Below are 24,977 nucleotides of genomic sequence, written 5' to 3'. Positions count from 1 at the left end.
TGAGCCCCAGCCGTCCCAGCCCGTCGGCGCCGGGTTCACCACTGTTCCAGGAACGCACGCAGCTCGTCGCGCTGACGGGCTTCGTCGGCGAGGACGGCAGCCAGAACACGTCCCTGCGCCGGCCCAGGGAAGCAGCTGCATGATCTCTGCCGTCGTGGGTACCGTCTGAGTTAGCAGTCGTGGATCCGAAGTACCGCAGCACCGGCAGTCGGAGGACCAGGGCGATCACCTCAACCCCAGGGGTACGCACCAGCGCGTATCTCGTCCCCGACCAGGGAGCAGCAGCATGGCCACCGGCACCGTGAAGTGGTTCAACGCCGAGAAGGGCTTCGGTTTCATCGAGCAGGACGGCGGCGGCCCGGACGTCTTCGCCCACTACTCCAACATCGACTCGCAGGGCTTCCGTGAGCTCCAGGAGGGCCAGAAGGTGACCTTCGACGTCACCCAGGGCCAGAAGGGCCCCCAGGCCGAGCACATCCGCCCCGCCTGACGCTCGCAGCACGACGCCCCGTACCGGTCTGGTGCGGGGCGTTCGTCATGCTCGGACCTGGTCGTGCCGGTCAGCCGGCATGCGGCGCAGCAACTGGGCGGCGAGCTCGGTGTCCAGGCGCTCGGCGTCGCCGGGGAAGCCGTGGCTGGCTCGCAGCGCGGCGCGCAGTTCCTGCAGCGTGTCCATCGGCGGCAGACCGAGACGGCCGCCGCCGGGCCCGTGTTCGGCGGGCTGGGCGCTCATCCCCAGTCCCCCTTCTCTCTGTCGGCTGTGCCCGGCGCCACGCCGGGCCCGGGTCGGCGGGGCGTCCTGGCGCTACAGGTGCGGACCGACCATCAACACGGTTACCGTGCCATCCCTCTCGGCGTCGCCCTGGTGACCGTCGGCGTCGAGGTGGTCGTAGGTCCAGAACAGGCGCCAGGCGCTGGCACCCAGGTCGACGTACGACGTCCACGCCCGGCACCCGCCGTGGCAGGCCGGGGTGGCGGGGGTCGGCGGCCCGCACCTGTAGGGCGCGGCAGCTGACCGGTGCGCTGCGCGAGTCGGTGGAGCAGGTGCGCACCGCCGTCCTGGTGCTGGCCGAGCGGATGCGCAGCGCTGCACGCTGCTTTTCTGTCCTCGACCTGGCCGGTCGAGGACATGCGGACCCGCCTGGCGCGGCGGGCGGTGCGGGCCGAGTTGTCGGCCGTGGACGACAACCGGGTTCCCCAAGGACGGCAAGGCCTCGCCCGGGGTCGCCCGGCAGTACTCCGGCTCCCCCGGCACCGCGCCGCTGCCTGGCGATGGGCACCGCTAGGATCCGGGAGACGTCAGGGGACGGCGGACGGAGTCAGGGCATGGGCAGCGCGGACGAGGCAGCGGTCAAACGGAAGTTGGGGATCGAGACCTGGCGGAGCATGTCCAAGAACAAGGTGCTCAAGTTCGCGGCCGCGATGCCTGAGATGGCCACCGGGGTACGGCTCAAGCTCATCGAGCAGTTCCCCGCCTTCAAGGACCTGGGCAAGGCCGACATCGATGCGGTCAAGGAGGCCCACAAGTCCACGCTCGCGGCCAACGAGAACAGCCAGGAGCACTTCTACCGGGCTTCGCAGGACCAGCGGGACGCCCTGCGGGCCGACCTCGGTCGGGACGACCTCAGCTGGGAGCAGCGGGAGGCCCTCCACGACCGTCTCGACCGGAACGTGCGGCAAGTGTCTGAGAAGGACAGCGAGAGCAAGCAGTTCCTGGGGACAGGGATGAAGGTGGTGGCAGCCGCCGGTGCGGCCGCTCTCGCACTGAGCGTGGTCTTCGTCGGCGGCAAGGTCGGTGGTGCGAGCGAGGGTGGTTCCGAGGGGGCCCAGCAGGACTAGCTAGCGCTGGGCGGCTGAACCACCCGGTCTCTCCAGCGCACGCCTGCCACCTGGCGGCCCCCGGTCCGCGGCGAGGCGTAGCACGGCCGCGCCCGGGAACCTCGGGGGTGCGTTCCGTGCGGGCCCGGCCGGTGGGAGGCCAGCAGCGCCGGGGTCACGGCGCTGCTGCTCTGCTCGGCGCCCTGGTGGTGCTGTGGCGGGACCACCGTGGCGGGAATGCTAGACCTGTCTCCCGCCCGGGAATAGGGCTGCGACCTGCGGGGGCGGAGCACTCCGCGGCCCACCCGGGCGATGCGGCAGGCCGCGACGGCGGCCCGGTAGCCAACCGTACCCGGCGGAGCGGGAGGGCAGCAGGCGCGCCCGGCCGGGGGTGGGGAAGACCGAAGGGGAAGGGACGGAGACCTGGCTCGCGGGCTGGCGGGGCATCGTGGCGCTACAGGTGCGGACCGACGCGCAGCACGGTGACCACCGGGCCGTCGTGCCCTGCGACGTCCTGGTGGCTGTCGGCGTCGACCGGGCCCCAGGTCCAGTGGATCCGCCAGGCGCCGACGCCCTGGTCGACGTAGGACGTCCACGCCGACACCGCAGCGTGGCCGGGTAGGCCGGGGTAGCGATGGCTGCACAGCCCGGGGTGGTGCGGGTCGGCGGCGAGGTGGTCCAGGGCCCGGCGGACCCGGCGCAGCCGGCGCGGGTCGGCGCGGCGGTCCTTCTCCAGGCGGGCCAGGGTACGGGCGGCGGCGGAGGTGTAGCGCAGGCTCGGCATCGCGGTCTCCTTCGTCAGGGCATGCGAAAGGACCCGCCCCCGGTGTGCGGGGGCGGGCCCTGGTGGTGGGTCGTACGGGAGGCGCTGGCCGTCGGATCGGGTGGCGGCCGGGTGCGGGTGTGGGTCAGTCGGCGGCGCGGGCCTGGCTGGCGGTGGCGATGCACTGGACGTCCAGCTGGTGCCGGTGGGGCGCCGCGGCCGTGGTTCCACGGCTGGCCGGTGCACCCGGTTGCGGCGCAGCCTGGCGGTGCCGACCTCGTCGGCGAACAGCAGCCGGTCTTCGTCCAGACGGTCCGCCCGGCCGCAGCCCGCCCGCCCACGGCTCCGTGCTGCGGGCGGCCACGACGGCCAGGTGGAGCTGCGGCGCGGCTGCCGACGGCAGCGGCTGGCGCGTACACGCGCTGACCGTCGACCAGGTCCAGAGAGCTCATACGACCTCCGGGGAGTCCGGGAAGTACCGGTACCTGCCGGTCTTCGCCGTGACGGGCGTGCCGGCACCGGTGCCGGCAGCAGGGCTACAGCTCCAGGTCCATCCACGCGATGTCGTTCAACGCGACGCCCAGGCCGCTGGCACGTCGCCCGCCGTCCTTGAAATACGCGTTCCACAGTGCCTCGGCGAGGATTTTCTCCTGTTCCTCCTGGCTCTCCCCGCCGTCACGCGCGGCGTGGACCGCTGGGCGGCCTCGGGGGGCATCTTCTGCGTGATCATGCAGGGGGGCGAGGTCGCCATGGGGATGTCGCCCCGTCAGATCGACGTCGAGGCTGGCGGCGCGGCGCCCGTCGCACCGCCTGCGGCGAGGACGCAGCGTGTGGGCCTGCTGCGGCCGCAGGCAGTTGAGGGCGCCCGCCTGCTGCGGGTGCCCTCAACTGCCTGCTAGAAGATGCTGTGTTCCTTCAGGAGGTTCTGTGTTCCGAGCCCGGCCGGTGGATGGCCTCGGGAAGGCCCACGGCCAGCACCACGCTTTGGCCCTCCTGCCAGCACCGCAGCGAATCGCCTGACTTATTCTTCATCTGGGACGACTCTCCAGCCCCTTCTATTTTGACCGTCATTGCTTTTTCAGAGCAGCCGACGGTCGCAAAAGTGAAGGGCTGCATCTGGGACGACGCCAGGGTGTATTTCCCTTCAAGAACATTCCCAGGGAATTCCTGGTGGGAGTCCGAGGAACCCGTGCGGCCAGCCGGCCGGGGCGAACCGAGCGATGTCGGAGCCGTGGTGGTCGGCTCGGTCAACGAGTCCGGCAGGAGTGCCACCTGGCACGTTCCGTCCCTCACGGAGAGGACCACATCGGTACCCGAGAGCGCTGCGACCCCCAGGATCTTCGCGGCGCCCTTCGAGGGCGGGGCATCGATACTGTTTTGGACGGGTGCGCCGATGGGCGCGGGGGCGAGCCCGTTCAGGGCCCACGGCCCATCACCACCTTGAGGCGCGGTACCGCCGTCGGTGCATGCGGCGGCGAGGCCTGCTATGAGGAGAAGTGCCGCGCCCGCGAGCCGGCTGGATCGCCGCATGTGCCGAAGTCCCTTAGTTGGCCCAGTGGTTGTGGCAGAAGCCTACCGGGTGGGAGGCATCGCCGCCGCCGCCGTAGCGGTCGCCGACCGAGGTGTCGTAGACGTCGAAGGTGAAGTGGTCGAACAGCGGGTAGGCCTCCAGCGTGTGCCGAACTTGCCGTCCGGAAAAACGGTCAAGAGGGCCATGTACAGCCGAGCGTCCCTCCGTCTCCTACGGATTCGAATCCTCATCCGCCGGCGACAAAGGGCGTGAGGATCACCGGGTCTGCGTTCTATGCTGCTGTCCGGCCCCACGGTCCGAGGAGTCATGATGGCGGACGAGTACGTCTGGCTGATCTGCGATGAGGTGCCAAATGCGGTGGTTCTGACCGACCCCGGGCCCCATCCCATCGAGGTCGTGAAGTTGCTTCACCGGAGGACCGGGCTGAGCCTGTGGCGCAGCAAGTCCCTCATCAGCCGCGTGCCGGCCACCATCCTCGAAGACGTACCGCGCGAGATGGCTGAAGCCGCCGTACGTGAACTCCTCGAGGCAGGAGCCCACGCTGAGGTGCGGCAGCAGTAGCGCCCACAGACCGCTTTCACGGAGGCGCGGGCAGAGCCGATTCCAGGAGGCGCCAACAACGCCTTCGACGTCGCCGCTGGTCGCGACTCCACGCTACGAGGGGAATGGCGTAATAAGCTCCGAGAACGGGAGGACTGCGGCGACTACCACCGCCCGCGCGGTGCTCTCGACGGCCAGACGCCCTACGAACGGCTCGAGCAGAAGATCCCGACGGCGTAGACGCGGACCGGGTCTTTCCCGCTGATCAGGTGGAACCGGGCGGGGTCCGTGTTGACCGCCTTGGCGATCTCGCCGTCCCGCCAGTTGGACGGATCGAGCGCGAGGTACTGCGCACCGCTGCGTCGCAGGTCGGTGTAGAGGGCGTTGAGGTCGTCGGTGGCCGTGACCTGGACAAGCTTGCGTTCCATCTTGAGGCCGATGAGCGGCAGCCGGATGTCCGGTCCCTGGTCCGTGATCGCGATCACGGACCCGTGGGGCAGGCTCCGCACGTGGCCGAACGTGTTCCACGGCCAGACCTGGTCCTGCTGCTTGCGGCGGTGGCGCATCAGGTCGATCGTCTCGTTCACGGTGTAGTAGTGCGGCGCGATCTCCGTCGCCGACACGTGGACGGGTTCGGTTGTCTTCCACACCGAGTCGGCGCTGGTCCCTGCCAGGCCGAACCCGACGGCCACCGCGACCGCCCACCGGACGTATCCCGCCACGCCCGTCGGTCGCTGCCTGGTCCCGGTGATCCAGGTCAGGAACACCGCGAGGAAGACACCGCCGAGGATCGCCAGGTGGATCGTGTAGCGCGCCCACCACGGGCCCGGGCTGCGCGGCGCTTGCTCTTGCCTTTGCGGCGCGAGGTCACAATCTCGTCGCTCGTGGGCGTTGCGAGGGGCCGGCCGCTTGTGGGCGTGCCGCATCTCCTCAATGTGTGTGACCACGTCGGCTGGTGTCGTGTTCGGCTGATGGTGTGGCGTCGAGCTTCGGTCAGTCAACCCGTGTTCGGCGTGTCGCGGGTGCCGGTTCACCCGTTTCGGCGCCGTTGCTCAGGAAGTCCCCGTCCCTGCGGGTGATATGTGTGATCGGACGGGTCTTGCAATGTTCGATCACGCGGTGGCGGCCCTGTGGGGGCAGTGGTGGGTTCGCGTGGGTCATGGTGTCGTCGAGGCGGTGCGGGACGTGTGGTGTTGTGCGCGGGTGACAATGAGTGAGACGTTCTGTCCGCCGAAGCCGAATGAGTTGCTGAGTACGGCCTCCTGGGGGATGTCTCGTCGTGCTGTGGCGACATCGAGGTCGATGTCGGGTCCGATGCCGGCTGCGGTGAGGTTGCGGGTCGGCGGGATGACGCCGTGTTCCACGCTGAGGACGGCGATGAGCGCCTCTATCGCACCGGCCGCGCCGAAGAGGTGGCCGAGTGCCGCCTTGGGGGCTGTGACGGTGGCGCGGCCGAAGACCTTTCTGATCGCGTGTGCCTCGGCGGTGTCGCCGGCCGGGGTTCCGGTGGCGTGGGCGTTGATGTGGCTGATCTGCTCGGGAGTCAAACCGGCTTGGGCGAGGGCCTTGCGCATGGCGGAGACCTGGCCGGAGCCGTCGGGAGCGGGTGCCGTGATGTGGTGGGCGTCGGCGGCGATGCCGGCTCCCGCGAGCACGGCGTGGACGTGTGCGCGTCGGCGGCTGGCATGCTCGGCGCTTTCGAGTACCACGACGGCGGCGCCTTCGCTGAGGACGAATCCGCTGCGGTCCGCGGCGAACGGCCGGGACGCCGAGGCGGGTTCGGCGGTGTACCGCGACAGTGCTTGCGCCTGGGCGAAGCCGGCGACGGTGATCGGGGTGATCGCGGCCTCGGTCCCGCCCGCGATGACCACGTCCGCCTCGCCGGCACGGATGAGTCTGGCCCCCAGGGCGATCGCCTCGGCGCCGGAGGAGCATGCCGAGACAGGTGTGTAGGCCCCGGCCCGTGCGCCGTATTCGATGCTGATCAGCGCCGCTGCCGCGTTGGGCATGAGCATCGGTACCGTTCGTGGTGAGACGCGCCGTGTCCCGGCCGTCTCCAGTACGTCGTCTTCCTTCAGTAGCGTTCGGACGCCCCCGATGCCCGTGCCGATCGCTGATGCGAGCCGGTGCGGGTCGACCTGCGGGGCGCCGGCGTCGGCCCAGGCTTCGGCCGCTGCGGTGAAGGCTGCCTGCTGTGAGCGGTCGAGCCGCCTGGCCTGCGCCGGCGGCAGCGACTGGGCGGGGTCGATCGCCATCGTCCCTGCGGCGGTGTCGGGAAGGCCGGCGTCCTTGTGGCCGCGCAGGGCGCCGCCGCGGATGCCCGACCCGCCGGCGAGCAGGGCTTTCCAGGTGGACTCCACGTCTGCGCCGAGTGGTGTGATCGCGCCGAGTCCGGTGACGACGACTTCAGTCCTGTGCATGCCCTTCAACCTTTCTTGTATGCGATACAAGCGAACGGGCCTAGTTGTATCACATACAATTCGGGTGTGGAGAAGAAGCGAACCGAAGCCCGACCAACGCCGGCCCGGTCGCGTGACCGCGGTCGCGCGACCAGACGCCAGCTGATCGAGGCAACCGCACGGCTCTGCAAGGAGCGGCCCGGCGCCGAGGTGAGCGTCGCGGAGATCGCGAACGCGGCAGGCGCCTTCCCCAACCAGGTCACCTACCACTTCGGCTCCAAGGACTCGCTGCTCGTGCACGCCGCCTTTCTCGGCTTGCTGCACGACGCCCGACGGATCGAGCGCATCGGTCGCCAAGCCCCCGATGCGGCGACGTTTCGGCGCAACATCGCCCGCGCCGTACTGGCCATGCCCTCGCTCCCATCGGTCGCGCGAGCACTCGCCGCCGGGATCTCCAAGCCCGAACTCGCCCCTGTGGTCGACCGGCACCTCCAGTTGCTGTTCCGGCAATCCCAGCGCTTCGTGAGCCAGCTCGTCGACGGTCGCGGCTGGAGGGTCCGTCGACCGCTCGACGTGGAGGCCAGGACGTTCTGGAGCACCGCGCTCGGCGCAGTGCTGCTCGTCCGCGCCGGGGCACACGGCACTGTCGCCGACCTCGACCTTGCCGGAGCACTGACCATCCACGACGAAACCGAACACGGCTAGCCCGGTCGAACGGGCCTGCGGCGACGACGAACGCGGTTCCCGTCCGAAGGCGGCCCTGTCGTGCGAACGCGGCCCTGTCGCGGCCGGCACGTTCGCGGCCGGCATGTTCGCCGTCGCCGACGAACCCCGTTGCGGCTGGGGCAAGGCGTCAAGAACCTGCTCACCGGCAACAGCCCGGCCTGTTTCAGAAGTGGATCAACGGCTGTCGTCCCTCCTGACGTAGCGAAGCGAGCCAGCCCCCGTGCTGGAACTAGGCAGGAACCTCCTCCTCCCACGGATCGACCCCGCGACGCTCCAGTTCGCCGGACCGGCGATCCCGCTGCGACTCGGGAAGGCCCTGTCCGCGCCAAGGGCAGAAGCCGACCGCGATGCCCGATGCGCCACCGTCATGGATGATCAACCCGCGTTCCTGGAGTCCGGCACTGAACCGAATCAGTGCGTCCGGGCAGCCGAAGGGGCCGCCGTGCCGGTCACCAGGCCAGTTCACCCGGCTCGCCACTGCCTCACAGCAGTTGGGGCGGTGGCGAACCGGGGCGCGGGCGGGGCGGGGCACGGGCGGCCCCCCGCCGGCCCTCTTCTCACCCCGATCCGCCTACGCAAACCACCGCACCCGGACTCCCCCGGGCCCGTCCGGCAGGCTTGCCGGTTCACGGCGCCCGGTCTCGACTGACGCTGACCGTTACCGTCCTGCGCGACGGGGCGGGGGTCAGGTGAGTGCTTCCACGATCCGGGCGCAGCGCACCGGGTCCTCGGTGAAGCCGGCGCGCAGGCCCCATATCCAGTACTCGACGGCTCGCAGTAGTGCCCATTTGCGGGCGCGGTCGGGGTCGAGGTCCGCGGCGTCGGTCAGGGCGTCGATGCACCACTGGACGCGCGAGGGGCCGAGTTCGTCGAACCGGCTCCACAGCAGGGGTGCGACCTGGTATTCGAGGACGCCGCGCACGATCAGCGGGTCGACGACCGACCAGTGTCCGTCGGGGGTGCGCAGGACCTGGTCGTAGTGGAGGTCGTTGTTGACCAGGACGGTGTAGTCGTCGTGGGACAGTTCCTCGGCCAGGTCCAGTGCGTGGTCGAGTGTGTGTCGGGGTATCGGGCGGCCGAGTTCCTCCCACTGGGTGGGGAGTTCTCGTCGGTGGCCCGCAGCGATGTCTGCCGTCGTGCGCAGGCCGTCGGGTGGCTCGATGGCCAGCCGCCGTAGCAGTGTCCCGATCACGGGGACGGCCTGTGTCAGTGGCGCGTCGCGCAGTGGACGGGTGTGGTCGAGGCGTTGCAGCAGCATGACGCCCGCCGTGGTGTCGGTGTCGAGCAGGCGGACCGCGCCGTGGCCGTTCCACAGGCGCAGGGCGAGTACCTGTTCCTGCATCTGCTGGTCGGGCCACGTGACTTTCAGTGCCAGTGGCTCGCCGCCCCGGCGGACCGGCACGACGAGGCTGTTGTAGCCGTGCATGGGTGGCCCGTCGACCTTCAGGTTCCAGCGGTCGCACCATTGGGCGACGGTGTCCGGCAGGGCCGCCAGCCACCGGCGGCCCGCTTCGCCCTCGTGCTGCCAGCGGCCGAAGGCCCGAAGGGATTCGGGTACCTGCGTCAGGCGGTGTTGCTGCGGGCTTCCGGAAGTCACGGCGTCTCCATCCGGCGTCTCCGTTACGGTCTGGTCCAGGCCTTGTCGTCGGGCCCGTTCCTCGCTGATCGATGTGGTGCGGTTGCGGTGCACTGCGGGTGCGGCGCGCCTATCGGCGAGGTGCGGTGCGGTGCGTCCGCAGGGGCGGTCGGGTCGACAGGTGATCCTACGCACCGGATGCCCTTGCCTGTCAGGCCAGTTCACGCCGAGGGCCGGAGAACTCCCGTACGGATCCAGGACGGGTGTACCTGTGCGGAGGTGCTTGTGCCGCCCGTCGGCCGTATCCCCGGCCCACGGGAGGGACCACCTCGTCCTGGCCCTTGTGCGGCCCGGGCGGGCGGCCGCCGGAAGCACTCCTGGCCCGTCTCCCGCCCCCTCTGCACCCGGGAACAGTTCCCCGACCGTCTCCCGGCCCTGGGCGGTACCGGGTGGGGTTGTGCAACAGGTCGTCAACAGGTTCCGGTGAAACGGCCACGCAACCGTGGCCCGTGGGCGGATCATGTTCGGGTGCCGATCATTGCGAACCCGCCCCCGTCCCCGCCCGCCAGGCCGCCGTCCTGGGAAGACCGGCTGGAGGCCTGGGTCGGGATATGCGCGGCCCGACTGGCCTTGTGGGGCCACGACTTCACCGACGGCGCGTGGCCCGACACCGAGGACCTCGCCGTCCTGCTCGCCCGAACCGCGGACGAAGTCGCCGAGATCCCCTCGATGCGGCCGGCCCACCAGGCCCTCACCGCCGCCCTCGCCCGCGTCCACGCCGCCGAACGATGGCTCCGCCCCTACAGCGCGGTCTCTCCCTCCATGGCCTGCCACCATCTGCGCCAAGCCGCTGAACACCTCCACGCCGCCCACCGCCACCTCACCGACACCGCGCCCCGAGGCCGTCCCAGCCTTCCACCCCGGCGGGGCCCGGAACACACTCCCCCGAGCCCCTGACCGCACCAACAATCCGACCACCCGCCGACGGGCCGTCAACCCGGCCCGCGAGGGCACGAGGCGGGGAGGAGGCGACCGCGACGACAGTCGGCGATGCGGGGCGGCAGGGCAGCGGGGCGGCAGGGCGGGCAGGCGGGCAGGCGGGGACACCGGGCTCGCCACCATCCTGGCCATGACGGGCACGACGACCACGCGGGCACAGCAGGCCCGAACAGCTCGGCCCCGGGCAGCCCCCCCCTTTTTGCCTCATCCGGCCGGGGGACGACAGTGCGGCAGCCAGGCCGGGAGCGGGCCCGAGCGGGGCAGACCGGGGCAGGCGGTCACCGACGACAGACCGGGGCGGCGAACAGGCTCTCACCACCCCCGAGGCGGGGCGGTGACGACGACCGACAAGAGAACCCCGACAACAGGCTGCGGGCGGCGGCGCCGAAGAGAGCAGCGATCGGGACGACGTCATCCCCGGGGCGCAGCAGGATGGGACGGCCGACGCCTGCCACAACGACGGGGGCACGGCCGGGGACGGCGGGAGGACTGCGGGAACAAGGCCCGGTCGGTCGGGGCGCAGCCGGGCAGGCCACGCGGCACCGGGCGGCCCCGATGGCGCGACGCGCGAAACGGGAAATCCTCCTGTCGTGGATGGCTTCAAGGGGTCATCCGGGCGGGAGCACGCCGAAGAATTTCCGGTCCAGCAGCGCTGACGGGGCTGATGGCCGCTGGTATCGGCGACCCGGGGATGGGCAGTCATGAGGCGATCCACCCGCGCACGACTGTCCTGCGTCCCTACCGGGCCGGCCCACGGCAGCCAGGGCGGTCACCGATGGCAGACCAGACCAGCGAACAAGCGCCCCCGCCCCAGGGGACAAAGCGAGCCGGGACAGGCCACGCAGCCGCCGCGGAACAGCCAGGACGGGGTTGGTTCAGGGGCTCGGGCGGTTGCGTCTGGTGGCCGTGTGGAGGAAGCGCAGGGAGATGGCGAGGCCGGCAACGGCGGCGGTGGCCACGAGGATCATCGTGGGCTGGAGGGCGTCGTCGGGGTAATGGCTGCCGGTGACGCGTGAGGCCTCGGGGTCGTCGGCTGCGACCTCCAGCGGGACCGTCGCACCGATGCCCGGTGACCTGACGCCGTGCGGCGTGAGGGAGTCGGTGCTGTAGTCGCGGTCGGCAACCCGGTAGGTGAGCGTGTACCTCGTTCCGCCCTTCATGGCCACAGCAGCGGTGATGGTCGCGTCCACCCGTAACGGTGCGGCGTCGATGCGGCTCGCCGTCCGCCACTGCGACAGTGCCGCGACCGTGCTGAGAACCAGCGCCAGCAGTGCGGCCAGGGCGCCGGTCAACGGGAGGAACCACGCGCGGCGGATCAACGATCTCATGGTCTGTCACGCTACGCGCCGTCACAACGGTGAGTCGAGGAGTACCCAGCCCCCGTCCACCGGACAGACTTCCTTCCGCGGCTGCGCGGTGACGGATTACCGGCCAGCCGAGGCCGACCGGACGGTGTCCGGCCTTTCCCGCCGGCACGCGCCCGCGCCGCGACCTGGCGGCGTGGTACGGATACGACGATACGGACCTGCGAAGCGGATACTACCACGTCAGGACCCTGCTGGAACGGGCCGTTCGGGCCCTGCGGACCCGGGCCCGCCGAGAACTGCGCAGAGAACTCGGGCCTCTCGACGAACGCATCCTCGCCCGGACAGTCAACGACCCGTTCGCACCGGGTGACCTTCCCTGGTGGAAACGACGGATCGAGATATGACGAGGGGAGAACGCGGACGGGTACCGGGCCGCCGGTCACCCTGGCTGGTCCCGCCGAAAATCCGCAGGTCACATCCTCTGGTCCCTCACGGACCGCCTGCTTCATGAGCTACTGCCGCTGGTCGGACGAGGAAGCGACGCTCCGAGGAACCGGTGGAGTAGGAGGAGGGCTGGGCGACGCTGTGGGAGAAGCGGTCGCCGCCCCGCACGCGACGCGGGCGCGGTCGGGCAGGTCTCGCCGCACAGGAACCCCTTGCGGTGGCGGCATCGACGCGCGGAACGGGAAATCTTCCTGTCATGGATGGCTCTGGAGGGTTAACAGTACGGGATCGTGCCGAAGAATTTCCGGCCCGGTGGCGCCGGCGGGACCTGGTGCCCGCTGGTACCGGCGTCCCGGGGACGGGTGATCATGAAGCGATCCACCCGCGCACAACCGTCCTGCGTCCGCACCGGGCCGGCCCTGCGGCCTTGGAACCCGGACGGTAACCGCCGGCCGCGAGATCGCCACACCCCGGACCCGACCGGCCAGGCAGGCAGGTGGTCCCGGGTTCCGTCACCGCGAAATGGTGACTGGGCATCACGAACAGACCCGCCGTGCGCGTCGGTCCCCGATACAGTCGGCGACTTCCCGGCCGGCCCAAGGAGGTGGCGTCGAGGATCATCCGGGCGACCTGACGGGCGGCCGGTTCCCGGGACGTCAGCTTCGCGGTGCCCTCGACTTCGGGGACACGAGCCTCAATTCGGCCGTACGGGCGTTGACTTCAGCGGCATGCCGGCGCGTGGGCGGCGTGGGCGAGAGCGTCGGCCTGATCGGCCGCGATGGCCGGCGAGCGGGCCGCACCGTGTCGGCGTCTGCTGGCCGCTCAGTCTCCCCGGATGAAGCCGATCTGGATCTCCGCGAGGAACGACCGAACCCCGATGCACGGCCAGCCGGCTGCCTCCACTGCTCTGACGCTCAAGTCGATCTCTTTGCGGATCTTCTTCATCGTCACGCCGGGGCCGTCGATATCAAAAACAGCGGCGAAGTCGGTATCGCCCCGGTCAAAGGCCATCCTGGCGTCCGAAACAAGCTTTTGCATACGCCATGCATGGATCAAATCCCATGGCCATCCCCCTGAGCAGGTGCTGTGTACCTCGGTCCGCCGAGAAACTCGCTCATCAGGAAAGCCTTTACCCGGGCCCCAGTCTCCTAAAGCCCGATCTGGAGGTGCCGTGCCCCGACCCACGGTGGGTCCCTGGGGGCGGAAACCGCCGCCCGATGACCTGCGGTTGGTAGGTTTCCCCCAGGAAAAGCCAGCGGGGCGCCGGTGATGGTCGGTTTCAGGCGAGGCGGCCCGCGCGGGCGGGAGCAGCGGTACCGCTGCCGCGGCGGATCTCGTCGAGGACCGGCGTGCCGCGTTCGTCGCCGCGCAGGGCCAGGGCTGCGGCGGCTTCGAGGCGGGCGTCGAAGTGGGGGTCGGTGAGGTGGGCCGCCAGCACGGCGCGCAGGGCAGGGATGTCCAGCAGGACGCGGGTGCCGAGGGGGAAGTGAGTGAAGCTGTGAAGCGGACCGGGTGACGGAAGCAGGGTCGTCGACCAGGCGCAGAAAAGGACGGCGAGCGTGTCGGGCCGGTCGCCCAGGAGGGCGGGGAACGCCAGAGCGACGCAGTGGCGAACACCCGGGTCCGGGTGGTCGGCGTGGGCCAGGACGGCCGCGAGCTCCTCGCGGGAGCAGTAGCCGGTGAAGGCCGCGATGACGGTGTGCAGGGCGTACGGGTCCTGCTCGGTGTCCAGCCGGGGCCGGAGGAACTATGCGGCCTCCCGGGTGAACGGCGACTCGTCGTCGTTGTCGGCATCGAAGCCGAAGCCGAAGCCGAAGAAGTTGATCACGTCGAACGCGAAGCGCCGGCGATCGAGCTCGCCGCCGTCCTCGGCCTCCTCCGCGACCGCGCGGGCCCAGTCGAACCTGTCCTGGCTCTGCGGCTCGGCGACCCGGAACAACGACGCGAACCAGTCGTCGTGTTCGGGGCCGGCAAGGGCCAGGGCGCGGGCCATCAGCTCGTCCGGCGTGCGGTGGAGCGAGTTTCGCCTCCAGGCCGGTGACGACCGCCCGGTGGGCCGGGAGCGGCACCGCCCCAGTGCCCGCACCGGCCCCGGACTTCAGGGCCGCCCGTCTCCGCACAGGGCCCCGGACGTCCGCTCACCGTGGCAGCAGGCGCTCCAGATGGAACTGCGCCCGCCTGTCGGGCTCGGCCTTCAGCGACTGGACCAGGTAGCGCCCGGGCGGGAGCTCGACGGTCAGGTACTCGCCGCGCTCGAGGACGGCTCACCGTCGTAGAAGACGTCCGTGAGCAGGTACCGCCCGGCGGTCAGGTCGAGGAACGGCCCGTCCTCCCACACCCCCGACCGCAGCGCCTCGCGCACCAGCGGCCGGACGTCGTCCGCGCAGTCGAAGTGGAGCGGCCTGACGAACACCCGCTCCTCGGCCGGCCACCCGACCAGCAGCGGCTCCCCGCCCAACACCAGCACGTCCCCGTGCCCGGGCACCGGGTAGGCGGCCGCGTAGTCCGCAGCGGCCTCCAACAAGGCCTCGTCGCAGCCCGTCCACCCCTCGGCGACCGTCTCGGGACACAGCACGAACAGCCCCGAGTCGGTCCCGTCCAGCCAGCCCTGCTCCACGGTCAACATACGGGGGATCCCCGCACGTCAGAGGGGACTGACGGTGCGCGGGCAGGTGGGCCACACGACCCGCGCGTACCAGGCGATCGCTCACGATCCACGCGCCCGGGCGCAGCACGGCGAGCAGGTCCGTATACGCAACGGCCCGCCGCCGCCTTCCTGGAGGAGCAGGTCGTGCAGGCGCTCCCGCCCGCACAGCCGCAACAGCGCCGCCCCGGTCAGCGCCCGAAACTTCCGACAGCAGAACAAAACCAGCGGCCGAAAGCGGCACGGCCCCGCAGGCCACCCCCATCCACCTAGCTGATCACATCGACGCGGGACACCTACCCGGCCGGCCCGAACGAAGACGCCCGGTCTGGGCGGCGGCTTTGTCGAGCGCGACGGTCATCGGGCCGTCTGCTCCTCGGCCGGGACCTTCTCGCCCGTGTTCTCCGCCAGGACGAGGCCAGCACTGACGGCGACGTCGAGCACGTGCTCGCAGTACGCCGCCGGTGTCCTCCGGTGGTCCGGGCGCAGCGCGGCGGGTTCGGTCCGGGCCGGAAGCGTGGCGGCGGCGCGGCGTCCGGCGACGGTGGGACACCGCAGGGTGCGAGAGTCCGACCGGGTGGTCGTGCGGGCGGGTCCTCCCCTTCATCCGGTGTCGGCAGGATCAGCTCCGGTGGCCAGACAAAGGACCAGGCCCCCGACACGCGACCCGCACCCCGCGCCGAGGGATCGGCGCGGCCCGGACGGCCATGCGGGTCCGCGTGACAGGTGACAGGTGCGACAGGTGCGACAGGTGTGACAGGTGCGGAATTCAGCTCAGCAAAGTCCGGCAAAAGTCCCGGGAAATGGAATGATGTCCGAAAATCGTTACACCAGGTTGTGACCTGAACACCTCTTGTTAGTGTCCCTTCAGTTCGACTCGCATGCCCCACCTCACACACCAGGGAGTTTGCGTCATGCTGAAGCGACGAATCGCCGTGGCCGCCGGGGTCGCCATGATGGCTCTGGCCGTCGGCACCGTGCCCGCCCACGCGACCAACGAAGTCAACTTCGCCGAATGCCTGTTCGCCAGCGACTACTTCACCATCGGCATCACCAACGACAACGGCACCGGTTTCAGGAGGTGCTTCGCGAACGCCGGCGACATCTGGATCGACCAGAGGTCGGTCACGAGTTTCAGCAGCGGCAACAACGCCGGGTACTTCGAGTACGAGCCCGGCGACGGCTCCCTCTACCGCCACACCTTCGGCAAGAACCAGGCCATCACCAAGAACTACGGCACCATCACGACGCTCCACATCAACTGAACCACCGGCCGGTCACAGGAGGCCGTGCCCCTGTGACCGGCCCCCCACGGGGGGCCGTCCCTCGGCGGAGCCGTCGCGGGCGGGCCCCGTGGCACGCGGTCGGCGGGGCCCGGGACGAGGGGCGCGAGGACGCGCTGGGTGGGGTTGACGAACTCGTCGTTGCCGTCGTCGTCCGAGTTCACCGAGGCGGCGACCGACCCCGTCGCCCAGGAGGCCAGGCCGAGCAGGAGGAAGAGGACGAGCAGGCCGCGCCCGGCACCGACCAGGACCAGCGGACGGGTGCCCGACGCCGGGCCCTCCGGTTCGCTGCCCGGCTCCTCGCCGAACAGGCGCTCGGGGTAGGCCGACGAAAGCATCGTCAGGTAGATGGTGTGGCGCATCCGGTAGCGCAGGACCGCGGCCGTCGCCTCGTACAGCGGCTGTGACATCCGGCCGAGGGCCAGGACCACGAGCCAGACCACGAACGACGCCGTCCGCCAGCCCCCGTACGCCAGGCCCTGCGCGATCGAGGCCTCCGACAGCGTTCCCGGACACCCCCCTGTCCCTCGGTGGTGCTCCCTGCAGAACTGACCGACATGCAACTCCAGTGGCTCCATCGGAAGAAGACCGCCGTCCCGCCGCCGTCCGCGCCGCGACCGTGTCCCGGCACCCCCGGTGGCCGACCGGACGATGCGGCCGGCGGGTCGGGCGCGATGGTCCCGGTGTCGGACCCCCCGAGAGACCAGGGAGCGGGTGGTGCCGCGCGGGCAGCCGACCGGGGCCGTGGCGATGATCGCGGCGACGGCGCCGAAGGACGCTGGATCGGTGCCTTCGAGGCGCCCCGCGGTCTGGTGACCGCCTTCCGCGTGCCAGGGAGGCTCGCACTGCTCCCGAGGCCGGGCGAGTCCAGGGAAAACAGACCAGGAAGATGACCTGGACCACATATGCCACGACACATGTGTCGTGTAATGTGTCTGATATGAGCACTTCAGAGAAGAATCCGACCCTCGTCTTCATCCCCTGCTTCTCCGGCGCCCCGTGGAGCGCCGAGCAACTGGCCCCCTACGGCGAGGCACCCAAACGGACGCTGCGCCTGCCCGAGGGCGTCGACGACATCGAGCGCTACGCCGACCACGTCGAGAGCGCGATCGCGGACCTGGACGACTACGTGCTGGTCGGCGACTCCTTCGGCGCGAACATCGCCCTCGCACTGGCGACCCGCCGCCCGCGGGGCCTGCGCGCCCTGGTCGCGTCCGGCGGCTTCGCGGCCAACCCGGTCGACTCGAAGCCGTGGAAGGCCCTGATGCAGGCGATCGGCAGGGCCCGCGGGCCGCTCTACCGGCAGCTGACACTGCGCGCCCACGCCCACCGCCTCACCTCCCCGTTCGACGGCGAGGGCCAGGTGCCCTGGAGCCAGGCGCGCAGCCGCGAACTGTTCCTCGCCAACACCCCCGCCGTCTCCTTCGGCGCCCGCCTGCGGGCCGTCCTCACCGCCGACTACGTCGACGCGCTGGGCCGGGTCCAGGTCCCGGCCCTGATCCTGACCCCCTCCCACGACGTACTGATCGGCGAGAACGCCTCCAAGGTCATGCTCGCGGGCATCCCCGACGCCCGGGAGGTCGTGCTGCCGCGCACCGGCCACATGTTCCGCTTCTCCCACCCGGCCACCTACGCCGCCGCGGTCAACGACTTCCTCGCCACCGTGCCGACCACCCGGCGAGACGCCGATGCGTAAGGCCGAACACCTGCGGTTCGCGATCCTGGCGGCCCAGCGCGAAGGCAACCGGCTGCTGATCCAGGCCCTCAAACCGCACGGCATCACCCCGTCACAGGCCGAGGTGCTGCGCCTGCTCCAGCAGCACGGCACCTTGAGCCTCAACGGGCTCGGGCAACTCCTGGTGTGCGAGAGCGGCACCAACCCCAGCCGGCTGGTCGAACGCGTCGTCGCGGCCGGGCTGGTCGAGCGCCGCACCGACGCCGCGGACCGCCGCTACCTCCAGCTCAGCCTCACCCCCGAGGGCGAACGCCTGGCCACCGCCGTCGCCGGGATCGAGGAGTCCCTCTACGCCGCGATGGACACCGTCTGTCAGGGCCTGGACACCGACGCGATGCTCACGTTCCTGCACAACTTCATCGACCCCCTGCCCTCGGGCGAGGCCCTCAACAAACGCCTCGCCCTCGACTGACACCCCGCCCCCGACCGACGCCACGGCCCGTACGGGACCGCACGGCCGCACAGGACCGGCCGACCGCGCGCCGGGGAAGGAACGACCATGCGATTCGAGAACACCCCGACCGTCGACGCGCCCGCCACCGAGGTCCTCGCCCACCCCGCACGCCCACCTCGCACGGCCACCTCGCACGGCCCGAAACCTCCCGCGCTGGAACTACGCACTCGACACCACCGAGCAGGCCTCCCCGGGACCGATCGGGGCCGGCACGACCTACCGCCGGACCCACACGCTCCCGCGCCCGGCCGAGGAGCACTTCCGCATCACCGCGTACGCCCCCGAACCTGCTGACCGCGGACGGCGACTTCGACCCGTTCACCGGCACCACCACCAACCGGCTCACCCCGCTCGACCAGCACACCACCCGACCGGTCAACACCCGTCCACCTCACCGCCCCCGAAGTCCTCAAGGCCGTCACCACAGTCACCGCCGCGGCGGACCGCAGTTCCTCCTTCTCCGCGCTGGTCAGCCGGTCGTCGCGGCCGGGGCGAGGTCTTCGACCTTGGCCAGGTGGGCTGTGACGCAGTCGAGCACCATGGCGCGCATCCGGTCGACCGTGTCGGCGACGATGGCGCGGATGGCCGGGTTGGTGGTCGCCTCGCCCCAGGTCTGCACGCCGACCCGGGCCTCGGCGGGGTCGATCGTGGCGATCAGGCGGGCGAGCAGTTCGTCGGGGTCGGGCGGGCTGTCGCTCGCGGCGTACTGGCCGAGGGCTTCAGCGCGTTTGGCGAGCAGCGCGTGGGCGGAGGCCCGGACCAGGTCGTCCTTGCTGCGGTAGTGGGCGTAGATCGAGCCGGTCGAGAGGCCGGACTCGGCCGTGATGTCGGCGATCGAGGTCCGCTCCAGGCCGTCGCGGCTGAAGCAGCCTACGGCGGCCTCGGTGATCTGGGTGCGCCGGAGTTCCTTGCGTGCGTCGGTGAGCCGTGGCACCGCGCCCTCCGTCAAGAAGAATTGACGTTCTGCTTGCAGAGGGGACTCTGCAGAATCCCTGCTCTGTTTGGTGCGGGGGCGGGCCACGGGTGGACAAGCCCAGGCCGGAAGGGGGCCGGGAGGCTGTGCTGCCCGTTCCCGTGAACGGGGCCGGGCGCCTGGGCCTCGTGGCACGGGGACACCGCGATGCGCGGCCGGAGGCCCGTGTGGCACTGGCGGTCTGTCGGGCTGCGGGCACGGCGGCTAACGTACGGGTGCAGGCTCGGTGACGCTTCGTCACCAAGCGCCGCCATGGGTCCGCCATGGCCTGCGCAGTACGGACGGGACTCCATGCCCGGACGCACACCTGCCGAAGACGTCCATCGTGCGACTGGAGACCTCATGAATCCCCTCTCCGTTTCCCGCCGGCAGCGCCTGCGCGCTTCCGGCGCCGCGTGCGCCGCGATGGCGTGTGCCGTCGTCCTCGGTGCCGCGACACCGGCGCACGCCTTCAGCGGGGGGAACCACGAGAAGATCACCCGGGCCGCCCTGGGGCCGGGGGGCTGGCACCAGAACTCGCTGACGGCGATGGCGGACGGGAACTCGGGCGCGATCGTCGCCAACGACCACGGCGAGTACTTCGGCATCGGCAAGCTCCACTGCGACAACGCCGACTACCTCGACCCCAGGTACGACAGCCGCTACCCCCGCACCCGCGAGCAGGCCAACGCCGAGATCATCGACTGCGTCGAGGGCTCCATCGACCACGTCAGGAGGGCCGTCGCCGCCGCGGACCGGCTGGTCGACGCGAACGGGCGCGTCATCGCCACCCAGACCTCCATCTCCCCGGCTTGCTCGTGGAACGACCGACCGGGACGGGCGAAGTGCGAGGTGCTGGAGGACCTGGGCCGCGGCTGGCATCAGATCGAGGACTTCTACGCCCACAGCAACTGGGTCGACCAGGCCGGCCCGGGAGCCATCGGTGTCAAGAACCCCCCCGGCCTGGGGCGCACCGACCTGCCCGTGTTCTTCTCCATCGGCCGTTACAGCTCCATGAGCAGGGCGGACTGGGTCAAGGACGCCACTGGCCACATCCCTCACGACCTGGCGACGGGCTGCTATCCGGACCGCGACCACAGCGGGACGGTTTCCAACTGCACGGGTCGCGTCACTCATGACGGGGTCCTGAACAAGGACACGAAGGACAGTCCGCGCTCGGTCGTCGCCCACAACTTCGACCACGCCTACGACCTCGCCGTCAAGGACATCGCACGCCAGTGGAAGGACTTCGAGGACGAGCTTCAGCTCAGGTATCCGAACAACGGCCGGGCAAAGGCGATGATCTGCGCCATCACCCATGACCACCCGGACAAGACCTGCTCCTGACACACCACCGCGGCGCCGGCCAAGCCGGCCCGAACGGCCCGACCACACCCGCCGGTGGCACCAGAAGACCGGCGGACCCGATGTCCCGCATTCCGCAACGGGAGGAAGGCCCCGCGTGTCCCTTCGACGCACGGCCTTGAGGATCGCCGCCGCGGCGGCGGCCGTATCGGCGATCGCCCTGCCCGCCTCCGCCCACGCCACCGGCCTGTCGACGGCCGGACCGGCACACGCGACGGCGGCGGACCGGGCCGGCTTCGTCATGGGCAAGGCCCAGTTCGACCGGATGTTCCCGAACAGGGACCGGTTCTACACCTACGACGCACTGGTCGGCGCGATGAGCGCCTACCCCGGCACCAACCTGACCTGCTGAGCGGAACGGAGAAGTCATGCGCGGATTCCTGACCAGGCTGTTCGTCGCGGCGGCCGCCACCGCACTGACCGTGGTACTGCCGAACGCGGGCGCGGCGATGGGCGCGACCGTCACGGGTGCGACCGTCACGGGTGCGGGCGCGGCGACGGGCGCGACCGTCACGGGTGCGGCGGCGCCGACCCGCACCGCGCCGGTTGCGGCCGCCGCGGTCAACCACACGGTGACGTTCGTGAACCACTCGTCGCAGAAGCTGTGGATCGGAAACGGCGTCAACGCCGACGGGTCGAAGCAGTTCACCCGGCTGCCGGTCCTGGCTCCCGGCCAGTCGGCGACGGTGACGATCCCCGAGACGGCCGCCCCGTTCCACTGGCGTGGGAAGTTCTTCGCACGCCAGGGATGCGGCGGGGCCCTTGGCAGCACCTTCCACTGCCGGGTGGCCGACTGCGGCCCGGCCGCCGACCACTGCACGACGGGCGAACAACCCGCCAGCCTCGCGGAGTTCAACTTCGACGCCAAGGACGGCGCCGCCCCCTGGTACGACGTGAGCTACGTGAACGCGTTCTCGCTGCCGATCACGATCACTCCGGTGAACGCCACGATCCCGGCCGGCGGGGGCTGCGACACGCGGGGCTGCGCGGCGAACCTGCTGCCCTACTGCCCGCCCGCCGACCTGACGCGCGGGCCGGACGGCAAGCCGATGCTGTGCACCAACCCCAGCCGGGACACCCCCAGCAGCTACAGCCGCGCGCTCAGCGCGAAGTGTCCCAAGGCCTACACGTGGTCCAAGCAGGACCAGGTGCCGGGCAACAAGGTGATGCAGCAGTGCAGCCGCTGCAGCGGCTTCACCGTCACCTTCGGCCCCACCGCGTGAGCCACCCGCCCCGGACCCCGGCCCCCGGACTCCAGGGCCGCCGCGGCCCCCGTCACGACCGCGTGACCGAAGAGAGGAACGCCTTGCCACGTCGAATGCGCCTGTTCACCGCCCTGCTCGCGGTGCTCACCTGCCTCACCGTCGGCAGTGCGGCCGACGCGACCGCCGCCCCGGCGAAGAAGAAGGGCGTGAGCGCCTGGAACTTCACCGACGTCACCAAGGCGCTGGCCGACTCCAGGGCCGGCTGGTTCTACACCTGGGCCTCGGACCGCCAGCAGATCAAGCCGCCGGCCGGCGTCGAGTTCGTCCCCATGATCTGGGGCGCGGGCTCGGTGACCGACGCACAACTGCGAACGGCCAGGCAGGAGGGCACGACCCTGCTCGGCTTCAACGAACCCGACCTGCCGGCGCAGGCCAACATGAGCGTGACCAGGGCCCTCGACCTGTGGCCCCGGCTCCAGTCGACCGGGATGCGTCTGGGGGCACCCGCGGTGGCGGGCGGCGGCGACGTCGCGGGCGGCTGGCTCGACCAGTTCATGAAGGGCGCCGCCGCCCGTCACGACAAGGTCGACTTCATCCCCCTGCACTGGTACGGCTCGGACTTCCGCGCCGACGCCGCGACCGGTCAACTGCGCAACTACCTCCAGGCCGTGTACAACCGCTACAAGAAGCCGATCTGGCTCACCGAGTACGCCCTGATCGACTTCTCCAGCGGCACCCCGAAGTATCCGACACCGGAACAGCAGGCCGCGTTCGTGACGAAGTCGACCGCCATGCTCCAGGGACTTCCCTTCGTCGAGCGCTACGCGTGGTTCACCCTCTCCGCGGACCGTGGCGGCACCGGTCTCTACAACCGGGCGACCCCCAACCGGGTGGGTACGGCCTACCGCGCGGCCGGCTGAGCACACACCCCGCCCCCGTCCACGCACGGGCCCGATCGACCACGACACCCGGACCGGCGCAGAACCGGGGGTCGGCGAGCCCGGCGGGTGGACCGACGTGTCCACCCGCCGGGCGACGGCTCGCGGCCGTCGGCTCAGCTCGTGGCCGATCGGCTCGGCTCGTCGGCCGCCCCCGCGCCGGTCCAAGGGATTCCTCAGGTGGTCACCGCCCGCGAGCGCGCTGCTCGTCACGGCCGGTACGGGGTCGCCGCCAGGACCGCCCCGTCAGCGCTGGGCGGCAGCGGCGGCAGCAGCGGCAGCAGCAGCGGCAGCCAGAACGGATCCGGTGCCCAGGCCGGCCGGCCGCCGGCGAACGGACCGGTGCGGTCCTCCCGCATGCCGATCGCCCGGCGTCGGGCCCGCCCGACCTGACGGCCCGCGCAGTCGTCGACCACACCGAGGCGGCGCGGCTGGGCGTACCCCCCGGTCTCCTTCCAGCGGTGCCCCGACAGGTCGGAGGCGGTGGCCAGGCGGCCGGACGGCGGCAACGGTGGCGGCGTCCGGCCCCCGGGCCTCGTTCCCCGGCTCCGTCACGCGGGGCCCGCCGGCGGTCAGCCCCCGGCGCAGCCGCCGTTGCGGCAGTCGCGCCAGAGGCCCCAGGCACCGCCCGGGGCCTGCTCGGAGATCTCGGCGGACAATGAGCTTGTTCTTTTTCTTCGGTCCTCGAACGGCGTCTCGAACGGGGTCGCTCACTTGGGGATTCGCCGGACATGAAGGCGGCCTTCGTCTGATCCTGTGCTCCGACCAAGGTGCACGTGACCACGACGAAGGCCGCGAGGGTGAGTCTGCTGCCTGATGCTGTGCGGCGGGAAGCGTTCGCGGAAGCGTCACGTTTCCGGGGAGAGTTCTACGAGTGTCTGACCGCCCGGCGTGACGAGTTGTTCGAACTCGCCGACGCGGTGCTGTGTGCGGACGGTGCGGTGAAGTCCCGGTGGACCTGACACTGCTGCCCGAGCACCGGCGTGGGCACGGAGCGATGTACGGCGGCCTGAACCAAGGCCGGATCGACGTCGTCCGGCTGCGGACGGTGCTGGCCAGGCTGTCGCTGCCGCGCTTCGACGGCGGGCGCCTGGTCCTGGCGGTCGATGTGTCGCCGTGGCTTCGTTCGGACGCGCCGTGCTCGGCGGAGCGGCTGTTCTGCCACGTCTACGGCCGGGCGAAGACGGCTTCGCAGTTCATTCCGGGCTGGCCCTACTCCTTCGTGGCCGCGCTGGAGCCGGGGGCCACGTCCTGGACCGCGATTCTGGACGCGGTTCGGCTCGGTCCGGCGGACGACGCGACCGCGGTCACCGCCGCCCAGTTGCGGGGTGTCGTGGAGCGACTCATCACCGCGGGCCAGTGGCAGGCCGGAGGCCCGCACATCGTGATCGTCAACGACGCCCGCTACGACGTCACCCGCCTGGCCTGGGTCCTGCGTGATCTGCCGGTCGAGTCGGTGGGCCGGGTCCGCTCCGACCGCGTGATGCGCCTGCCGAAACCACCGAGGATGCACGGCGTCAACGGCCGACCGCCCAAGCACGGCCCGGAATTCCGCTTCGCCAAACCGGAGACCTGGCCCGAGCCCGCGATCACCACAGTCACCGACACCATCAACTACGGCAAGGCCGAGACCCAGGTGTGGGACCGGGTCCGCCCCCGGCTCACCCACCGCTCCTCCTGGCTCGACCACGACGGTGAACTACCTCTGGTAGAGCGAGCGTTGATCCGGGTAAAGGTCGAACACCTGTCGAAGGAACGAGAGGCCCCGCCGGTGTGGCTGTGGTCCTCCGAGACCGGCGCCACACCGGATGACGTGGACCGCTTCTGGCAGGCATTTCTCCGCCGCTTTGACCTGGAGCACACCTTCTGCTTCGCGAAGCAGACCCTCGGCTGGACCACCCCGAAACTCCGTACTCCCGAGGCCGCGGACCGCTGGACCTGGATCCTGATCGTCACTCACACCCAGCTCCGCCTCGCCCGCCCCCTCGCCGCGGACCTGCGCCGACCCTGGGAGAAGCCGGCCGCCTCCGAACGGCTCACCCCGGCCCGGGTCCGCCGGGGATTCAGGAACATCCGCCCCCACCTCATCTGCCCGACCCGTATTCCCAAACCCAGAGGCACGCGTCCCGGACGGTCACCAGGCGCCAAGAACAAACACCGCGCACCCCGCTACGACGTTGGCAAGACCGTCAAACGCCCGGAGACCCTCAAGGCCATCGGCAAACCCGGACGATCTTGGTAGATACTGACTTCGGCTCGTCAGGGTGAACTGTCATGGTTTGCCTGACGGGCTCGTTG

General features: G+C 70.8%; 28 protein-coding genes and 2 pseudogenes. 15 read left to right on the top strand and 15 right to left on the bottom strand.

What is annotated here, in order from left to right:
- The first annotated feature begins 286 nt into the window (after window positions 1–286).
- Window positions 287–490, top strand: a complete 204-nt coding sequence (locus AC07AL_RS30400) for a cold-shock protein (protein WP_363586077.1) — start codon at window positions 287–289, stop codon at window positions 488–490.
- A 45-nt stretch (window positions 491–535) separates the two neighbouring features.
- Here AC07AL_RS30400 and AC07AL_RS30395 read toward each other — a convergent pair whose 3' ends face one another.
- On the bottom strand, window positions 536–733 hold the full coding sequence (locus AC07AL_RS30395) for a hypothetical protein (RefSeq protein ID WP_478318934.1): 198 nt from the start codon (window positions 731–733) through the stop codon (window positions 536–538).
- A 372-nt stretch (window positions 734–1,105) separates the two neighbouring features.
- On the opposite strand from AC07AL_RS30395, the pseudogene AC07AL_RS30390 reads away from it, so the two are divergent.
- Both AC07AL_RS30390 and AC07AL_RS30385 read left to right on the top strand, forming a co-directional pair.
- Window positions 1,106–1,253, top strand: a pseudogene (locus AC07AL_RS30390) (transposase); the annotation flags it as partial.
- A 73-nt stretch (window positions 1,254–1,326) separates the two neighbouring features.
- Window positions 1,327–1,839: a hypothetical protein gene (locus AC07AL_RS30385; RefSeq protein ID WP_363586076.1), complete on the top strand. Its 513-nt coding sequence runs from the start codon at window positions 1,327–1,329 to the stop codon at window positions 1,837–1,839.
- A 433-nt stretch (window positions 1,840–2,272) separates the two neighbouring features.
- On the opposite strand, the gene AC07AL_RS30380 is transcribed toward AC07AL_RS30385, so the two are convergent.
- On the bottom strand, window positions 2,273–2,602 hold the full coding sequence (locus AC07AL_RS30380) for a hypothetical protein (protein WP_478318933.1): 330 nt from the start codon (window positions 2,600–2,602) through the stop codon (window positions 2,273–2,275).
- Between the two features lie 326 nt (window positions 2,603–2,928).
- Between AC07AL_RS30380 and AC07AL_RS30375 the strand changes: the two genes are divergently transcribed.
- Complete coding sequence (locus AC07AL_RS30375) at window positions 2,929–3,480, top strand: hypothetical protein (RefSeq protein ID WP_478318931.1); 552 nt, start codon at window positions 2,929–2,931, stop codon at window positions 3,478–3,480.
- Between the two features lie 16 nt (window positions 3,481–3,496).
- Here the strand turns inward: AC07AL_RS30375 and AC07AL_RS30370 are convergent, their stop codons facing one another.
- A complete protein-coding gene (locus tag AC07AL_RS30370; protein ID WP_478318930.1) occupies window positions 3,497–3,853 on the bottom strand; it encodes a hypothetical protein in 357 nt (118 codons plus the stop codon).
- A gap of 568 nt (window positions 3,854–4,421) precedes the next feature.
- On the opposite strand from AC07AL_RS30370, the gene AC07AL_RS30365 reads away from it, so the two are divergent.
- The gene (locus AC07AL_RS30365) at window positions 4,422–4,673 is read left to right on the top strand and encodes a ribosomal protein L7/L12 (RefSeq protein ID WP_478318928.1); all 252 of its coding nucleotides are present in this window, start codon (window positions 4,422–4,424) and stop codon (window positions 4,671–4,673) included.
- 182 nt (window positions 4,674–4,855) lie between these two features.
- On the opposite strand, the gene AC07AL_RS30360 is transcribed toward AC07AL_RS30365, so the two are convergent.
- Together AC07AL_RS30360 and AC07AL_RS30355 are read right to left on the bottom strand one after the other, a co-directional pair.
- Window positions 4,856–5,599, bottom strand: a complete 744-nt coding sequence (locus AC07AL_RS30360; protein WP_478318927.1) for a hypothetical protein — start codon at window positions 5,597–5,599, stop codon at window positions 4,856–4,858.
- 210 nt (window positions 5,600–5,809) lie between these two features.
- A complete protein-coding gene (locus AC07AL_RS30355) occupies window positions 5,810–7,072 on the bottom strand; it encodes a beta-ketoacyl-[acyl-carrier-protein] synthase family protein (RefSeq protein WP_478318926.1) in 1,263 nt (420 codons plus the stop codon).
- A gap of 66 nt (window positions 7,073–7,138) precedes the next feature.
- Between AC07AL_RS30355 and AC07AL_RS30350 the strand changes: the two genes are divergently transcribed.
- Window positions 7,139–7,756, top strand: a complete 618-nt coding sequence (locus tag AC07AL_RS30350; RefSeq protein WP_363586073.1) for a TetR/AcrR family transcriptional regulator C-terminal domain-containing protein — start codon at window positions 7,139–7,141, stop codon at window positions 7,754–7,756.
- A 250-nt stretch (window positions 7,757–8,006) separates the two neighbouring features.
- Here AC07AL_RS30350 and AC07AL_RS30345 read toward each other — a convergent pair whose 3' ends face one another.
- Window positions 8,007–8,309 (bottom strand): DUF6980 family protein, encoded by a 303-nt coding sequence (locus AC07AL_RS30345; protein WP_400989328.1) that lies wholly within the window; start codon window positions 8,307–8,309, stop codon window positions 8,007–8,009.
- Window positions 8,310–8,462: 153 nt separating this feature from the next.
- Window positions 8,463–9,374 carry an aminoglycoside phosphotransferase family protein gene (locus tag AC07AL_RS30340; RefSeq protein ID WP_363633121.1) on the bottom strand — a complete coding sequence of 304 codons (912 nt, stop codon included), beginning with the start codon at window positions 9,372–9,374 and terminating at the stop codon, window positions 8,463–8,465.
- Window positions 9,375–9,881: 507 nt separating this feature from the next.
- On the opposite strand from AC07AL_RS30340, the gene AC07AL_RS30335 reads away from it, so the two are divergent.
- Entirely contained in the window at window positions 9,882–10,310 is a 429-nt protein-coding gene (locus AC07AL_RS30335; RefSeq protein WP_363633119.1) for a hypothetical protein, read from the top strand.
- A 917-nt stretch (window positions 10,311–11,227) separates the two neighbouring features.
- Here AC07AL_RS30335 and AC07AL_RS30330 read toward each other — a convergent pair.
- The 5 genes from AC07AL_RS30330 to AC07AL_RS30310 all read right to left on the bottom strand — a co-directional run bounded on the left by AC07AL_RS30330 (window position 11,228) and on the right by AC07AL_RS30310 (window position 14,729).
- Window positions 11,228–11,680 carry a hypothetical protein gene (locus tag AC07AL_RS30330; protein WP_363586069.1) on the bottom strand — a complete coding sequence of 151 codons (453 nt, stop codon included), beginning with the start codon at window positions 11,678–11,680 and terminating at the stop codon, window positions 11,228–11,230.
- 1,245 nt (window positions 11,681–12,925) lie between these two features.
- Window positions 12,926–13,141 (bottom strand): hypothetical protein, encoded by a 216-nt coding sequence (locus AC07AL_RS30325; protein WP_363633117.1) that lies wholly within the window; start codon window positions 13,139–13,141, stop codon window positions 12,926–12,928.
- Window positions 13,142–13,382: 241 nt separating this feature from the next.
- A complete protein-coding gene (locus tag AC07AL_RS30320; protein ID WP_363633115.1) occupies window positions 13,383–13,541 on the bottom strand; it encodes a hypothetical protein in 159 nt (52 codons plus the stop codon).
- 309 nt (window positions 13,542–13,850) lie between these two features.
- Window positions 13,851–14,096 carry a hypothetical protein gene (locus tag AC07AL_RS30315; protein WP_363633113.1) on the bottom strand — a complete coding sequence of 82 codons (246 nt, stop codon included), beginning with the start codon at window positions 14,094–14,096 and terminating at the stop codon, window positions 13,851–13,853.
- A gap of 243 nt (window positions 14,097–14,339) precedes the next feature.
- On the bottom strand, window positions 14,340–14,729 hold the full coding sequence (locus tag AC07AL_RS30310) for a hypothetical protein (RefSeq protein WP_400989331.1): 390 nt from the start codon (window positions 14,727–14,729) through the stop codon (window positions 14,340–14,342).
- A gap of 932 nt (window positions 14,730–15,661) precedes the next feature.
- On the opposite strand from AC07AL_RS30310, the gene AC07AL_RS30305 reads away from it, so the two are divergent.
- On the top strand, window positions 15,662–16,012 hold the full coding sequence (locus AC07AL_RS30305) for a beta/gamma crystallin domain-containing protein (protein WP_363586064.1): 351 nt from the start codon (window positions 15,662–15,664) through the stop codon (window positions 16,010–16,012).
- On the opposite strand, the gene AC07AL_RS30300 is transcribed toward AC07AL_RS30305, so the two are convergent.
- Window positions 15,979–16,608, bottom strand: coding sequence for a DUF4389 domain-containing protein (locus tag AC07AL_RS30300; protein ID WP_363586063.1), 630 nt, complete (start codon window positions 16,606–16,608; stop codon window positions 15,979–15,981). The two genes, AC07AL_RS30305 and AC07AL_RS30300, sit on opposite strands and share 34 nt — an antisense overlap.
- Window positions 16,609–16,970: 362 nt before the next feature.
- Between AC07AL_RS30300 and AC07AL_RS30295 the strand changes: the two genes are divergently transcribed.
- Complete coding sequence (locus tag AC07AL_RS30295) at window positions 16,971–17,726, top strand: alpha/beta fold hydrolase (protein WP_363586062.1); 756 nt, start codon at window positions 16,971–16,973, stop codon at window positions 17,724–17,726.
- Window positions 17,719–18,177 carry a MarR family winged helix-turn-helix transcriptional regulator gene (locus AC07AL_RS30290; protein ID WP_400811942.1) on the top strand — a complete coding sequence of 153 codons (459 nt, stop codon included), beginning with the start codon at window positions 17,719–17,721 and terminating at the stop codon, window positions 18,175–18,177. The genes AC07AL_RS30295 and AC07AL_RS30290 overlap by 8 nt, the downstream gene beginning before the upstream one ends.
- A gap of 511 nt (window positions 18,178–18,688) precedes the next feature.
- On the opposite strand, the gene AC07AL_RS30285 is transcribed toward AC07AL_RS30290, so the two are convergent.
- Window positions 18,689–19,153, bottom strand: coding sequence for a TetR/AcrR family transcriptional regulator (locus AC07AL_RS30285; protein WP_478318922.1), 465 nt, complete (start codon window positions 19,151–19,153; stop codon window positions 18,689–18,691).
- A 381-nt stretch (window positions 19,154–19,534) separates the two neighbouring features.
- On the opposite strand from AC07AL_RS30285, the gene AC07AL_RS30280 reads away from it, so the two are divergent.
- The 4 genes from AC07AL_RS30280 (at window position 19,535) to AC07AL_RS30265 (ending at window position 22,661) form a co-directional block, all read left to right on the top strand.
- Window positions 19,535–20,518, top strand: a complete 984-nt coding sequence (locus AC07AL_RS30280) for a hypothetical protein (protein ID WP_400811938.1) — start codon at window positions 19,535–19,537, stop codon at window positions 20,516–20,518.
- Window positions 20,519–20,633: 115 nt separating this feature from the next.
- Window positions 20,634–20,888 (top strand): hypothetical protein, encoded by a 255-nt coding sequence (locus AC07AL_RS30275; RefSeq protein ID WP_363586058.1) that lies wholly within the window; start codon window positions 20,634–20,636, stop codon window positions 20,886–20,888.
- A 16-nt stretch (window positions 20,889–20,904) separates the two neighbouring features.
- Window positions 20,905–21,759 carry a thaumatin family protein gene (locus AC07AL_RS30270; RefSeq protein WP_478318920.1) on the top strand — a complete coding sequence of 285 codons (855 nt, stop codon included), beginning with the start codon at window positions 20,905–20,907 and terminating at the stop codon, window positions 21,757–21,759.
- 83 nt (window positions 21,760–21,842) lie between these two features.
- Window positions 21,843–22,661 (top strand): glycoside hydrolase family protein, encoded by an 819-nt coding sequence (locus AC07AL_RS30265; protein WP_363633099.1) that lies wholly within the window; start codon window positions 21,843–21,845, stop codon window positions 22,659–22,661.
- A gap of 227 nt (window positions 22,662–22,888) precedes the next feature.
- Here AC07AL_RS30265 and AC07AL_RS30260 read toward each other — a convergent pair whose 3' ends face one another.
- Complete coding sequence (locus AC07AL_RS30260; protein WP_478318919.1) at window positions 22,889–23,188, bottom strand: hypothetical protein; 300 nt, start codon at window positions 23,186–23,188, stop codon at window positions 22,889–22,891.
- A gap of 291 nt (window positions 23,189–23,479) precedes the next feature.
- On the opposite strand from AC07AL_RS30260, the pseudogene AC07AL_RS30255 reads away from it, so the two are divergent.
- Window positions 23,480–24,921: pseudogene (locus AC07AL_RS30255) on the top strand (NF041680 family putative transposase).
- The last annotated feature ends 56 nt before the right edge of the window (window positions 24,922–24,977 follow it).

This window comes from Kitasatospora sp. NPDC043949 (assembly GCF_056435365.1).
This window is presented reverse-complemented; position numbering and strand designations above follow the sequence as displayed.

Bases quoted from the DNA above. Each gene is read 5' to 3' on its own strand.
- AC07AL_RS30305 (WP_363586064.1), top strand. From the start codon at position 15,662: ATGCTGAAGCGACGAATCGCCGTGGCCGCCGGGGTCGCCATGATGGCT.
- AC07AL_RS30395 (WP_478318934.1), bottom strand. From the start codon at position 733: ATGAGCGCCCAGCCCGCCGAACACGGGCCCGGCGGCGGCCGTCTCGGT.
- AC07AL_RS30355 (WP_478318926.1), bottom strand. From the start codon at position 7,072: ATGCACAGGACTGAAGTCGTCGTCACCGGACTCGGCGCGATCACACCA.
- AC07AL_RS30330 (WP_363586069.1), bottom strand. From the start codon at position 11,680: ATGAGATCGTTGATCCGCCGCGCGTGGTTCCTCCCGTTGACCGGCGCC.
- AC07AL_RS30290 (WP_400811942.1), top strand. From the start codon at position 17,719: ATGCGTAAGGCCGAACACCTGCGGTTCGCGATCCTGGCGGCCCAGCGC.
- AC07AL_RS30380 (WP_478318933.1), bottom strand. From the start codon at position 2,602: ATGCCGAGCCTGCGCTACACCTCCGCCGCCGCCCGTACCCTGGCCCGC.
- AC07AL_RS30400 (WP_363586077.1), top strand. From the start codon at position 287: ATGGCCACCGGCACCGTGAAGTGGTTCAACGCCGAGAAGGGCTTCGGT.
- AC07AL_RS30385 (WP_363586076.1), top strand. From the start codon at position 1,327: ATGGGCAGCGCGGACGAGGCAGCGGTCAAACGGAAGTTGGGGATCGAG.
- AC07AL_RS30310 (WP_400989331.1), bottom strand. From the start codon at position 14,729: ATGTTGACCGTGGAGCAGGGCTGGCTGGACGGGACCGACTCGGGGCTG.
- AC07AL_RS30325 (WP_363633117.1), bottom strand. From the start codon at position 13,141: ATGCAAAAGCTTGTTTCGGACGCCAGGATGGCCTTTGACCGGGGCGAT.
- AC07AL_RS30270 (WP_478318920.1), top strand. From the start codon at position 20,905: ATGCGCGGATTCCTGACCAGGCTGTTCGTCGCGGCGGCCGCCACCGCA.
- AC07AL_RS30365 (WP_478318928.1), top strand. From the start codon at position 4,422: ATGGCGGACGAGTACGTCTGGCTGATCTGCGATGAGGTGCCAAATGCG.
- AC07AL_RS30295 (WP_363586062.1), top strand. From the start codon at position 16,971: ATGAGCACTTCAGAGAAGAATCCGACCCTCGTCTTCATCCCCTGCTTC.
- AC07AL_RS30315 (WP_363633113.1), bottom strand. From the start codon at position 14,096: ATGGCCCGCGCCCTGGCCCTTGCCGGCCCCGAACACGACGACTGGTTC.
- AC07AL_RS30280 (WP_400811938.1), top strand. From the start codon at position 19,535: ATGAATCCCCTCTCCGTTTCCCGCCGGCAGCGCCTGCGCGCTTCCGGC.
- AC07AL_RS30300 (WP_363586063.1), bottom strand. From the start codon at position 16,608: ATGGAGCCACTGGAGTTGCATGTCGGTCAGTTCTGCAGGGAGCACCAC.